Origin of the sequence: Arcanobacterium pinnipediorum (assembly GCF_023973165.1) — a bacterium.
Lineage (GTDB): Bacteria > Actinomycetota > Actinomycetes > Actinomycetales > Actinomycetaceae > Arcanobacterium > Arcanobacterium pinnipediorum.
The window spans coordinates 240,772-253,303 of the sequence record NZ_CP099547.1 but is presented as its reverse complement, the minus strand read 5'-3'; the positions used below and the strand labels follow the sequence as shown (position 1 = coordinate 253,303).

Genomic DNA, 12,532 nt, shown 5'->3' with positions numbered 1-12,532 from the left:
TATCCTAGTGGTTAGCCATGATCAGACTCATCGCTTCGGCGCGCGTTGCAGAATCTTTTAGCACGCCGCGTACAGCCGAGGTCACGGTACGCGAACCTGGTTTCTTCACTCCACGCATCGACATGCACAAATGTTGTGCCTCCACAACTACAATTGCGCCTTGGGCATGCAAACGTTCCATGAGTGCGTCAGCGATCTGAGAGGTGAGACGTTCTTGCACTTGGGGACGGCGCGCATAGCCTTCCACTAGCCGAGCGAGCTTGGAAAGACCAGTGACGAGGCCGTTCGAGCCGGGGATATAGCCGATATGGGCAACACCGTGGAAGGGAAGCAAGTGGTGTTCGCACATCGAATACATCGAAATATCACGCACCAAAACCATTTCTTGGTGCTGAATATCGAAGGTTGTATTCAAAACATCAGCCGGATCTTGTGCCAAACCAGCAAAAATTTCTCGATATGCGCGTCCCATACGTGCCGGGGTTTCAACCAGGCCCTCCCGGGAAGGATCTTCACCAACAGCGATCAAAAGACGCCGCACTGCATCAACTACTTCTTCTTCTGCATAGCGGCCAACATGGAGCTCTGGCTCACTCATCGCTAACCTCAGGGCCGTGCTGGCGATCCATCGGATCGACTTCGGGCTGGACCACAGTTGTATCTGCTGCAGATTTTGCAGGCAAATTCGCTGGGAAAGGAACAGCAGGCAAGTCAGATACGGGCCGATGCGGTGATGATAACCATTGTTCACGCGGTGGCGCTTTAACAATATCGGTAAACATCTCAGCTAACTCTTTTTCGAGAATAGTTTCCTTATCGAGCAACGCAGCTGCTAACGCATCGAGCACATGACGATTCTTCATCATCAGTTCCCATGCCTCTTGGTGAGCTGTTTCCAAAAGCTGGCGAACTTCGTCGTCGATCACTCGCGCCAGATCCTCTGAATACTCTCGCGAAGTACCGCCGCCCAACCGAGTCATAGGATCTGACTCATCTGGAACCAGGCGCACCGATCCTACCTTGGCAGACATACCGTATTCCATCACCATCTTGCGCGCAATATCAGTTGCCTTTTGGATGTCATTGGAGGCACCCGTAGAAGGATCGTGGAACACGATCTCTTCAGCAACGCGTCCACCCATCGCATACACTAACTGATCGAGAAGCTCGTTGCGTGACACTGAGTACTTATCTTCAGTAGGCATCACCATGGTGTAACCCAGTGCGCGCCCACGCGGCAAAATCGTCACCTTCGTAACCGGATCAGTATGGTTAAGTGCCGCTGCTGCAACAGCATGGCCACCTTCATGATACGCAGTCATACGCTTTTCTTGTGCATTCATCACCTGGGTACGACGCTGTGGGCCAGCAATAACGCGATCGATAGCTTCATCTAGATCGTCGTCGTCAATTTCAGTATGCCCGCGGCGCGTAGCAAGCAATGCGGCTTCGTTAAGCAAATTCGCCAACTCAGCGCCCGCAAATCCTGGAGTACGGCGCGCAATAGACTCTAATTCCACACCCGCAGCTAACGGTTTACCTTCAGCGTGAACCTTGAGAATAGCCGCACGCCCGTTAAGATCTGGGGCAGCTACCGCGATCTGTCGATCAAAACGCCCCGGGCGCAAAAGTGCCGGATCAAGAACATCTGGCCGGTTCGTCGCAGCGATAACGATCACATTAGCGCGTTCGTCGAAACCATCCATCTCAACCAATAGCTGATTAAGAGTTTGTTCTCGCTCGTCGTTTCCACCGCCCATGCCCTGGCCACGATTTCGTCCAACAGCATCAATTTCGTCAACGAAAATAATAGCTGGAGCAATCTTCTTTGCTTTGGTGAACAAATCGCGCACTCGCGAGGCGCCCACGCCAACAAACATCTCGACGAACTCGGAGGCTGAAATATGGAAGAATGGCACACCAGCTTCACCTGCCACTGCCTTAGCGAGCAAGGTTTTACCCGTTCCTGGCGGACCATAGAGCAATACGCCTCGCGGAATTTTCGCTCCCATCTTATGGAACTTTTCCGGATGGTCAATAAACTCCTCAATTTCTTGGAGTTCTTCTACCGCCTCATCAGCACCAGCCACATCAGCAAACGTGGTATCGGGGCGATCTTCTTCAAGACCATCTTTCTTAACGCGACCAAAGGCTCCCATTCCGCCTTGCTGAATCTTGGGCAACAGCCACATCAACAACGCAAAGAAGATCACCAACGGAAGAACGAGGGAGAGAATTGATCCTAGAACGGACTGCTGTGGAACAACCGAATTATATCCATTCTTAGCCTGCGCATCAGCAACGAGCTTTTGCACCCACTCAGCTTCTGCACTAGCGAACTGGAATTGTATCTTCTTCGTCGGCTGGCCCTTATCGCCTTCGAGACTGTGTGGGGTGAAATCTTTAGCAAGCCAAACTTGGACAACCTGGATGCCATCGGTTACTTCAATGCGCTCTTTGGCAATTTCGGTACTTTCCAAAACTGCAATGCCTTCAGAGGTTTTCACTGCTGTGAAACCGCCCGGAGCAAACAGCCAAAACAGGCCAGTTCCAACGAGCAACACAACGGCTATCACACCAAAGATAGATCGCTTTGGCTTTTTGCTATTCGCATCGGGCTTTTTGCCTTTGCCGGTGGATTTCTTTTCAGCTTCGAGCGCCAATTTCTTCGCTTCTTCCCACCGGGCACGCCAATTCTTCGGCTCTTTAGGCTCGGGTTGAGATGGAACTTGTGACCGACGACGGCGTTCTGGGTTACCACTAGAGTTAAACTCTTCGAGTTTGCGGTGGTTGTCCGACTGCGTCGTTTCCTGTTCAGGGGTGCTCATGAATCCTCCAACGACAGGCTTTCTGTCGATTTAGATAGGGACCGCGAATCGTGCCGCGATTGCTTGCCCGGCAAGAATATCAACTGATTAGACTCTCGCCACGCACGCACTCCCGGCAGATCGATGCCACGGTTGTTCTTACGCTCTGTTAGCAGTTTATCAAGTCCTGCAATATGCCAGTAGACGAGTTCACCACTACGTACCTGACTTTCTTCCACGGCGTATTTTAGGCATCGCCGTCGAACCGCTTGCGGAAGTGGCGCTAACCGGTCACATTCGATGGTCAGCGGATCGCGTCGCACAATTGATTGTGCTAATTCGTTACGCGCATAAAACTCAAGTGCCGTGTTGTCTTCTTGGAGCAACTGCGCAGTGCGCGCAATAGCTGGAATAGTTCCTGGGCCAAGAGCTTGGACTAATTGGGGTAGGACTCGATGGCGCAGTGCACTGCGCCGCAGTTCTTGGCCGTCGGCAGTTTTCCATGGTCCGCCCAGCTCATTGCTGGGATCGTCAATCCATTCGACGTTGTGCTGGCGGCAAATCGTTCGTAGATCTTCGCGAGAAAAGCCGAGGAATGGGCGCAACATCACAATATCTGGGTGCAGTGGTAACGAGCCGGTTTGTGGCATGCCTGCGATGGATTGGGCTCCTGATCCGCGCGAAAAACCTAGCAGCACAGTTTCCGCCTGGTCGTTTTGGGTGTGACCTAACAACACAGTGCCTGGCTGATCTGGACCACCCATGCGTCGAGCATAATCAGCGATCGCATCGTAACGTCCCTGGCGGGCATTGCCCTCGGGCCCTGCTTTCCCGCTCACCGCAATACGCTGGATTTCGACGTCGATCCCAAACGGAGCCAACCTAGAACGCACAGTGTGCGCCTCGGCCGCAGATTCGGGCCGGATGCCGTGATCGATGCAGATCGCTAGCGCACGTAGCCCTAACTTAGGTGCGATAAACGCTAAGGTCACGGCCAAAGCCATCGAATCAGAACCACCTGAGACGGCCACGATGACCGGAACATCGCGCCGGTGATGAGCTAACGCAGTTCGTAGCGCAGTACGCGAGACATTAACCAGATGGTGCGGACCACTCATTTAGTTCTACTCACAATCACAATTCCTTACCTGGTTCGCCATGAACACGAGTTACCCACAGGTGTGGTTCGTGTAATTCATTAACGGTTGGCACGTTGTGCACATCTTCCCAAACTTTGTTTAACCCATCAATCCCAACTGCGTCGACGACGGCGCCTACAAAGGCACGTCCTTGACGGTATTGTTGCTCTTTTGCGCTGATTCCTAAAATATTTTTAAGTGCGCGCGCCAGCGCACCGTTGTTCCGGCTACTCGATTTAACCGCGTGTGCTAGGTGATCTGGCGAGGACATATAAGCGTAGGCGAGGTCGCTAACATAGGTGGCATGTCCTTCTAGGAGTGACATCACTGCCGTTATCTGCCCAATGACGGTGTCGATGTTGGCGCTTTGGATTGTTAATACTCTTCGGATAAGGTCACCAATATAGTCAGCGAGCCACGGGGCGGTAGCAAATTGGGCGGCATGAGTATATTCATGGATCACCACCCACAATGCCATATCTTTTTGGTTGAGGTTGTACTCGCAGATAAAGCGGGCAATATTTGGCCCGATAAGGTACATCTTTGGTTGATCGGCGTATGGATCCCAATGCCCTAGAACACGGCGCGCTACCATGAACCCAATCGTCTTTATCTGCGTGTTCGATAGCGTGATCTCTGTTCCAGATCGTTTCAGTAACGCTCGCACCGATTGCGACATTCCTGCTATCCATCGACTGCGGTCAACTACTTTTACCGGCACCGGCGAAATGTTCAGGTGAGAGGTTTCCGCCACGATGTCTCGAGCACGCCAAGTAGCGTGTTTCAAATCAGCGACGAGCGTGTGGACGTGTGCTTGACTCATCTTCGACCCGCTGGCACTCAACCGGCGCGAGATAGGCGCAAAGCTCTTCATACTCACAGCTCCTCAACGATTTTTCCTACTGCATCATCGATGACAGCACGAATATTGAGAATATCGTTTTCCTTATGGTCGCTAACTATCGCGACGAAGATTAACGGCCGCCCAGCTTTGGTTTGGATGTAGCCAGCTAAGGCTGTCGTCGTTGATAACGTCCCCGTCTTGGCACGAATAGCCCCACGCGCGGGAGAATCAACAAAGCGATCATGCAAGGTGCCGTCAAGGCTGGCTAATGGCAGTGATGCTCCTAGAGAACTAAGAGTGCAGCCGTGACAGTCCCAGGTACGTTGCAAAATATCTGCCAGGAGCTGTGCCGGGATGCGGTTGAGATCAGAAAGCCCGGAGGAATCGTCGATGATTGTTCCTTGGGTGGAAAAGTTTTGCGCGGTTAATGCCGCATTTACTGCTTTGCTTGCCCCGGCGAACGTGGGAGGCAGGTTCGTTTTCACAGCGACTTCGTGGCTCAAAATTTCTGCAATCGTATTGTCTGATTCGCTCATCATCAGCTCAACGAGTTCTCGCACCGGTGCGCTGTGAACGCGTGCGATTTCAGTTGCGGTTTCGGGCGCAACGCCACGTCCGGCGACGACGACGTCGACGCCTCGGGCTTGGAGCTGGCGGGCACATTCTTGGGCGGCAAGAATATCTGGATCGCTATAAAACGGTGCGTATTTTTCCGTTGTTTGCTTTCCTCGATCGATCGCAACTGGCCGAATCGGCATCACATAGCGCGTATTTTCTTCTCGTTGCACGGTGGGGTTAAAAATCTCGTCGCTGTAGCGAGAAGAATCGACGTACAACGTAAATTGAGAATCTTTTTGGGCAAGATTTTCGCTGACCTGGTCAACTAAATCAGTAATTCCGGCGTGTCCAATAACTGCCTGCGGATTTCCTGATGAGCTGGCGAGGCCAACATCGCCACCCCCCAGGAGATATAGATCCTGGTTGTGGATAGTCACTGTGGTATCAAATGTGGTCTGGGGCCCAAGAACGCTAAGCGCACTGACGGCTGTTAAATATTTCATCGTCGAAGCTGGACGGATGGGTTGATTTTCATTGATACCCACAAGCGTTTCATTCTTGAGCGGATCGGCAACCACGACTGCTGGAAGTCCACTCATCCGCACATCTGTGCGCATTTCATCGAGAATTGTGCTCAGACGTGCAGAGTCAATTTCTGGGAGTGTGGCAAAGTCGGGAGCAGATTCTTCCGTGACGTCTAGCTCATCAACTTCTGGATACGGCAAAGGCTGAGCAAGTGGCGGTTTTGTAGTAAAAGGTCCTGGAATCAGATCCCAGGAATCTGCAAAAATATAGGCTCCAAGTGCTACTAAGAGTATCGAAATTCCAATCTTTACTTTCTTCACACCTCCAGTCTCCCACACGTAAGCTGGAAACACCGGCTACAATCATTAAAAGCAGACTAATTGACATGCCGAAGGAGTTACCCATGGAGTTTGATGTCACCATCGAAATTCCGAAGGGCAATCGTAATAAATACGAAGTTGATCACGAGACTGGTCGTATCCGTCTTGATCGTATGCTCTTCACATCGACCCGTTACCCAGATGATTATGGCTTTATAGACAACACCCTCGGTGAGGATGGCGATCCACTCGATGCACTTGTTCTTCTCGATGAGCCGACTTTTCCGGGATGTGTTATTCGTTGCCGCGCATTAGGCATGTTCCGCATGTCAGATGAAGCGGGCGGAGACGATAAAGTTTTGTGCGTACCTGCTGCAGATCAGCGCGCTTCATGGCGTACGGAAATCGAGGACGTCTCAGAATTCCATCGCTTGGAAATTCAGCACTTCTTCGAAGTATATAAGGATCTAGAACCTGGCAAGTCTGTTGAGGGCGCGCACTGGGTTGGCCGCGAGGCAGCAGAAGAAGAAATCCGCGCTTCGTTTAAGCGTGCCGAGGATACTGGATACTACACGCATACTCACTAATAGTCGCAACTTTAGCTAGTCTAAACAGATACAAAATTTCCGGGGATCTGAGTTATTAACTCAGATCCCCGGAAATTTATTTAACGCTATCAAAGCTGGCCGTATTTAGCCTGCGATGCGCAAGTAGACTGGGCTGCCGTACACAGGTCCTTCTTGGGTTCCCATTGCCGGATTGTAGGCGGCGATATGCATACCGTTGCCGCTATACATTCCAACGTGTCCTGGCCACCACACGATGTCTCCTGGGCGTGCCTCAGATGCTGAGACTTGACGGTATCCAGCAGAAATGTATCCACTAGATGTTCGAGGAACGTTAATTCCGTGGGAGTTGAAAATGAACTTCATAAATCCCGAACAATCCCAGCCTGCCGGTGAATCTCCACCCCACACATAGGGCGTTCCTAAATATCGGCGACCAAAATCAACTAGAGACTGACCGGTTCCACTCGAAGGTGCAGGAGCAGGAGCTGACTGGGCTGCTGCTTCTTGAGCAGCAGCTGCTTGGGCTGCAGCAGCTTCGGCAGCGGCTTGTTGTTGAGCTTGGGCACGTTCGCGAGCAGCTTGTTCTTCGGCAGCTTTGCGCGCTGCTTCTTCTTGGGCGCGAGCAGCTTCTTCAGCTCTACGTGCTTCCGCAGCAGCACGTTCCGCAGCAGCACGTTCCGCCGCGGCACGTTCCGCAGCGGCCCGCTCTTCAACAGCGCGCTGGTTAGCGATAACTGCTTGACGTGACTTTTCTGCCTGATCGAGTGCAGCGCGAGCTAGATCCGCAGCTTCGGCATTACCTGACTTCTCAGCAGCGGCAAGATTCGCTTTGACAGATACCAGCGCAGATTCAGCTTCTTGGGATGTCTGACGTGCCATCTGCACGGCTTGATCGAATCGATCTGCGTTTGCTCCTGCGATTACTGCGTTTGCCGCAGCCTGGGAGCGCTTGGCACGATCTTGTTCGATATCGGCCAACCGCTGGGCTTCAAGAGCTTCAGTTGTACCGCGCTGACGAGCAAGAACGGAGACGAGTTGGGCTCGCCGATCTTGAGCTAACTGAATTTGTTGCTGAGCTTGGCTAACTAGGTTTTGTGCTTTTTCCTCGGCGCGGGCAGCTTGCTCGGCGATATCTCGTTGAGTATCTGCCACCTCATCGGCTTGCTGTTGCAGTACCCGAGCTACTTCTTCAAGCGCGGCGAAATGCTTTACCTTGCTATCAGCTTGCCGTGCCACTGCATCATAGGCGCGCGTGCGGTTATTGGCTTCGTTAAGTGAATCTGCGCCAAATAGGTAGAACGCTGAGGTGATATTGGCAGCCGAATCACGGTAGACGGCCTGAGATACTGTGCCTAATTCTCGGCGAGCACGTTGGACGTCATCTTGCGCTTCGTTGGCTTTCTTCTGGCTATGGATGGCTTGAGCGATCGACTCAGCTAATTCACCTTGGGCGCGCAAGCTCTCTGCTTGCGCTTGGGCCGCTCGCATTTCTAGCTCGGTTGACTCACCAGCTAGACGCGCTAACTCTAGCTCTGCATCAGCAATCGAGAGCTTTGCAACATCTTCAGCGGCCCGCGACTGATTAATATTATCGTCAGAGACTGGAGCCGCAAGTGCGGTATGCGCCGAGAACGCTAACAGTACCGAACATACTACCGCTCCCAGGGTATGAGCCCGTTTCTTCACAAAAACCTCCACTTTTGATAATTTCTCCGCGTGTCGCCTTGATTTTTTATCAAAACTATTTTTACTACCTACGACCGTATAACAAAATCCTGCAAAAAGAAACATCTAAATCAAAAGTCACTGCAGGAACATCTTTAACATCTGTCACACGCTTCACGGCAGGACTGCAGATTCAGATACGCAGCGCGCGCCGATTAAGAACTTCGAGCCACCACGATAGTGCCGAACCGATGAAAGCAACCACAGCCATCGCCGTAAAAATAATGCTAAAACCAGTGGATGGATCCGTACTAAAGGCATCAAGAATTGCGCCGTTGAGCGTCGAGGCCCACAAAATACACGCAAACGCCAAGAACGAATTAACTGACATAGCCGAACCCATAATCGAATTGGGAAGATTTAATTCCGCAACCGGAGCCTGCTGGATACCTTTTGCCATCATTGTTAAGAACACGAACGCTGAGATAAGGACCAGTGCGAAAATCATATTGCTCTTGTTCCCCGGCAATAACGCCAGCCCGCACAAGAATAACCCTCCCCCACCCAAGGTGACAGCCAGCGTCAATGCAGAAGATTTAAAGACCCGGTCAGCAACGATTCCGCCTAAAATTCCGCCACCTAAACCGAGGACGGCTGCGTTAATGGTTGCGTAAAGCGCTGCTGTTTCTGCACTCATCCCAAAGACTCGCACGAAATATGGAGTGGTGTAGATCAACGTCGTATAAACCCAATACACATTCATTCCAGCTAAACCTGCCAGCCACACTCGTGGAATCTTGAGCGTGCGAACTAAACCGGCTAAAGCTTCTTGCCCCGAAACGCTAACTGTTTGCGCATCGGGAGCAACATCGCCGTCGTTTTGCGGATCAGCTGGAACATAACGATAGATCAAAACGATAAGTGGCAACGCCAAAAGAGCATAAACAACCATGCCGGAACGAAATACCAGCAGCGAACCGTTAGCTATGGTCATCACACCGATCATGATGCCGTTAAGCACCGCCTCACCACCGGCACGAAAAGCAGTCAACGTTCCCAGCGCAAAACCTTTATGAGATTTTGATGAAAACAGAACAACGCCTTTGACCACCGCTGGCCAGAAAATCGCATCGACAACCCCCCACGTGAAGGTGATGGCAAGCATGATCGAAAATGCCGGCTTGGCCAGAATCATCAATAGTGCGGTTACGCAGCGGTACGCCAGGCCAGCCATCAGGACCGTTCGTGCATTGAAGCGGTTATTGATCCAGCCACCGGGGATGTAGAAAAAGACGGCGACGCCGAGCATCGTAAACAGTAGGCCGAACTGGGTATCGCTGAGATCGTAGTATTCTACGAGGCGCTGATAGAACGGGATTTTGAAGGATTCAAAGGCCGAATAGATGATCTGACCTGAAAAAACTACCGTCAGAAATGTGGTTAGTTGCTCTCGAGTACGAAAGCCGTTGCGGCGGAAAAACCCCATGGGAACCCCTTGTTGTGTGGAAAAGATGTGCGGTAGGACGGTGAAAAAATCTCCGACCTCGATGTCGAAAATTTCTCGGAGAATATTGTAGCTAATTATGACTCTAACTGGTACTTATGTTGTAGATACCAGCCGGTGTTATTACCCTTAGTCTTATGATGACAACGTGGTATCCAGATTTCCTCGGCGCTGACTACGCCGCAACAACAATCCCTTTAAGCGACGACGATCAAGGCAGTGTCGTGGCAACTTTGGTGCGCCACCGTCCACGCGATATTGATTTCACTCACGGCATCGTGCCTCGGTTCGCACTTTTGGCTATCCACGGCTGGAATGACTATTTCTATCACACCGAATTCGCCCAAGCGATCACCAATCTGGGTGGCAGATTCTATGCGCTAGATCTGCGCCGCTATGGCCGGTCACATCGTGAAGGTCAAATGTGGGGATATGTTAGCGATCTGCGCATATACGACGAAGAAATCGGTGCGGCGATGGATATTATCCGCTCCGAAGAAAGCTCTGATATCCCGATTATTTTGTATGGACACTCCACTGGCGGGTTGACGGCGTCGTTGTGGGCACACCGTCACCATTCCCAACTCGCCGGCCTAATCCTTAATTCTCCATGGCTAGAATACCAGGACTCAATAATCAGCCGGCAACTGGGCAAACCACTTATTGACGCCTTGGCTCACTTCAACCCAACAAAGATTATTTCCACTTCTGATAACGGCTTCTATCAACGCACCCTCACTGGCTGGAAGCCAGAAGATGGACCGATGCCGGTTCACCGCCCTGGCGATCCGTTCTTTGAAGGTGGCTGGAAACCAGACCCACGTTTTCGTCACTTCCCAACATTTCCCATCCGTGCCGGATGGCTATCTGCAGTTTTGGCCGGGCACGCCCAAATCGCTCGGGGCTTGAATACTGATCTACCAACACTTGTTTTGACGTCGGCGCATTCGTCGATCGTTGAGAAATGGAGTCCTGATCAACGCAGCGTTGATGGGGTATTAGATGTTGAGCTGATCTGGAAACGTGCAGCACATATTGCCACCCATGTCACGATCGTCAAACTGCGCGGTGCGATTCATGATGTCATGCTTTCCCGAGCAGATGTTCGCACTGAAGCCTATCGTCAATGTGGCGGGTGGATCAACAGCTTCGCGCGGCTTTCCTAGCCACGTATTTCACTATTTCAGACCTGCGAGATTGCCGTTGAAGTGAGTCTTGTTGCTATTGGTCTTTGCGTGCGCGCCGGGAACGACGCAGGTGTTGTTGGGTGTGATTTGAGGTTTGAGGATCTAGCCCGGCTAGGCGTTGTTGCTTGATCCATTCTGCAAGCTGGATTTGGTCATGTGCTGCGGCTTGGGCAACCGCACGTTCGGCTTCGCTTGCAGATTGCTCTTCGGAAAAAATGATCGGATCTACTGAGTGCTTGGGAGCTGACTTGTCCCATAGGCGCTGTTCGGCACGCTTGGCACGGTCGAGTAGTTGCTGGTATAGCACCGCATCGGAATCGGGGCGCAACGAAGCTGTTTGCGTTGTTTCGCCAGTTTCGTCAAGTAAACCGGATTGTTTGGGTGTTAGCGCGCCAGAAGAAGTTTGCGGCGCAGCCTCGTGCGCCAGCTTAGCGCGCCGACTACGACGACGGGGAGGCTCGGTGAGTTGAGCTAGTTTTATTGCCGAATCTTGGCGTTGGGAGCTAGGTTCTGCAGATGCCGGTTGCGCATCGGATACAGCTGGTTCATCGTCGTCAAACATAGTGAGCTGGGCACGCTTATCATAACCGGTAACGGAAATATCGTGACGTGACCGCCGCGGACTCGCAGCATGGGATGGCAGGTGCGGAATCTCTGGATGTTCTACCCAGCCTTTAATGTCCCATAGCGACTGATCAACTAGTTCCGTTGTGGGTTCTTCCATCTGAGCCACTGGTGTGTTGCCGTTGCCAGGATTGGTATCAAGGCCAGCATCTAGTTCGCTGTGGTATGGCGTTGGTTGGGAAACATCGCCACTACCTATCATCCATGGCGCTTGGGGCGCACTGAGCAAAAATGGCGCGTATGCGTCAATGTCAGTGACTTCAACAAGTGTTGAATCATTGCCTTGGTGTGGGACAATCAGTTTAACCTCAACATCGAGTGCACTAAGTGCTTCGCGCGCATCGTGATCTATGTGAAGGCAGAATATGTATATGCGTGGTGCGGTGGTAGACATCGGAGCCGTGCCTTCAACGAACAAACTCCAATGGTGCGCAAAATCTTGTTCTGTGCCTGGGTAAATGTGCAAAAGTTGCTGACGATTAAGAGTGCTGAACTTGCCCGAACGTTGGATAGCTTGGCTGAGAGCTTCCGAATCGAGGGTGTTAATGACCTCGATTGTGACGACCCGCTTTGCCGAATCGAGCGCGATCAGAGATTGATGCGGCTCCCCAGAATGTTCATTAGTGACGTTTCCCACGGGGAAGAGTTGCCGGTTAATAAGAGCGAGAGTCTGGGAACTAATCGCACGTAACAGTTGGCTCGATATACGCTGCGAATCTCCTACATAGCGTGGAGCATCTTCTAAACGCCCATTATTTAACGCAAAGACCGCCATGTTCTCCTCCTCCCA

The 12,532-nt window shown here is 51.9% G+C and carries 10 protein-coding genes; 2 read left to right on the top strand and 8 right to left on the bottom strand.

Going from position 1 to position 12,532, the window contains the following annotated elements:
• Positions 1 to 4: 4 nt before the first annotated feature.
• Genes folE through dacB form a run of 5 tightly spaced genes read right to left on the bottom strand, consistent with a single transcriptional unit; the run spans position 5 to position 6,193 of the window.
• Entirely contained in the window at positions 5 to 598 is a 594-nt protein-coding gene (folE, locus tag NG665_RS01060; RefSeq protein WP_252673482.1) for a GTP cyclohydrolase I FolE, read from the bottom strand.
• Positions 591 to 2,828, bottom strand: coding sequence for an ATP-dependent zinc metalloprotease FtsH (gene ftsH / locus NG665_RS01055; RefSeq protein WP_252673481.1), 2,238 nt, complete (start codon positions 2,826 to 2,828; stop codon positions 591 to 593). The genes folE and ftsH overlap by 8 nt, the downstream gene beginning before the upstream one ends.
• Complete coding sequence (gene tilS / locus NG665_RS01050; RefSeq protein ID WP_252673480.1) at positions 2,825 to 3,925, bottom strand: tRNA lysidine(34) synthetase TilS; 1,101 nt, start codon at positions 3,923 to 3,925, stop codon at positions 2,825 to 2,827. The genes ftsH and tilS overlap by 4 nt, the downstream gene beginning before the upstream one ends.
• A gap of 16 nt (positions 3,926 to 3,941) precedes the next feature.
• Positions 3,942 to 4,820 (bottom strand): zinc-dependent metalloprotease, encoded by an 879-nt coding sequence (locus tag NG665_RS01045; RefSeq protein WP_252673479.1) that lies wholly within the window; start codon positions 4,818 to 4,820, stop codon positions 3,942 to 3,944.
• A 2-nt stretch (positions 4,821 to 4,822) separates the two neighbouring features.
• Positions 4,823 to 6,193, bottom strand: a complete 1,371-nt coding sequence (gene dacB / locus NG665_RS01040; protein ID WP_252673478.1) for a D-alanyl-D-alanine carboxypeptidase/D-alanyl-D-alanine endopeptidase — start codon at positions 6,191 to 6,193, stop codon at positions 4,823 to 4,825.
• 83 nt (positions 6,194 to 6,276) lie between these two features.
• Here dacB and NG665_RS01035 point away from each other — a divergent pair, with 83 nt between their 5' ends.
• Entirely contained in the window at positions 6,277 to 6,780 is a 504-nt protein-coding gene (locus tag NG665_RS01035) for an inorganic diphosphatase (protein ID WP_252673477.1), read from the top strand.
• Positions 6,781 to 6,885: 105 nt separating this feature from the next.
• Here NG665_RS01035 and NG665_RS01030 read toward each other — a convergent pair whose 3' ends face one another.
• Positions 6,886 to 8,448, bottom strand: coding sequence for a C40 family peptidase (locus NG665_RS01030; protein WP_252673476.1), 1,563 nt, complete (start codon positions 8,446 to 8,448; stop codon positions 6,886 to 6,888).
• Positions 8,449 to 8,620: 172 nt separating this feature from the next.
• Positions 8,621 to 9,913, bottom strand: a complete 1,293-nt coding sequence (locus NG665_RS01025) for an MFS transporter (RefSeq protein ID WP_252673475.1) — start codon at positions 9,911 to 9,913, stop codon at positions 8,621 to 8,623.
• A gap of 155 nt (positions 9,914 to 10,068) precedes the next feature.
• On the opposite strand from NG665_RS01025, the gene NG665_RS01020 reads away from it, so the two are divergent.
• Positions 10,069 to 11,097 (top strand): alpha/beta hydrolase, encoded by a 1,029-nt coding sequence (locus NG665_RS01020; protein WP_252673474.1) that lies wholly within the window; start codon positions 10,069 to 10,071, stop codon positions 11,095 to 11,097.
• Positions 11,098 to 11,152: 55 nt separating this feature from the next.
• Here the strand turns inward: NG665_RS01020 and NG665_RS01015 are convergent, their stop codons facing one another.
• Positions 11,153 to 12,517 carry a hypothetical protein gene (locus NG665_RS01015; protein ID WP_252673473.1) on the bottom strand — a complete coding sequence of 455 codons (1,365 nt, stop codon included), beginning with the start codon at positions 12,515 to 12,517 and terminating at the stop codon, positions 11,153 to 11,155.
• Positions 12,518 to 12,532 lie beyond the last annotated feature (15 nt).

Coding starts and splice junctions, on each gene's coding strand:
- folE (WP_252673482.1), bottom strand. CDS start 598: ATGAGTGAGCCAGAGCTCCATGTTGGCCGCTATGCAGAAGAAGAAGTA.
- ftsH (WP_252673481.1), bottom strand. CDS start 2,828: ATGAGCACCCCTGAACAGGAAACGACGCAGTCGGACAACCACCGCAAA.
- tilS (WP_252673480.1), bottom strand. CDS start 3,925: ATGAGTGGTCCGCACCATCTGGTTAATGTCTCGCGTACTGCGCTACGA.
- NG665_RS01045 (WP_252673479.1), bottom strand. CDS start 4,820: ATGAAGAGCTTTGCGCCTATCTCGCGCCGGTTGAGTGCCAGCGGGTCG.
- NG665_RS01035 (WP_252673477.1), top strand. CDS start 6,277: ATGGAGTTTGATGTCACCATCGAAATTCCGAAGGGCAATCGTAATAAA.
- NG665_RS01025 (WP_252673475.1), bottom strand. CDS start 9,913: ATGGGGTTTTTCCGCCGCAACGGCTTTCGTACTCGAGAGCAACTAACC.
- NG665_RS01020 (WP_252673474.1), top strand. CDS start 10,069: ATGATGACAACGTGGTATCCAGATTTCCTCGGCGCTGACTACGCCGCA.
- NG665_RS01015 (WP_252673473.1), bottom strand. CDS start 12,517: ATGGCGGTCTTTGCGTTAAATAATGGGCGTTTAGAAGATGCTCCACGC.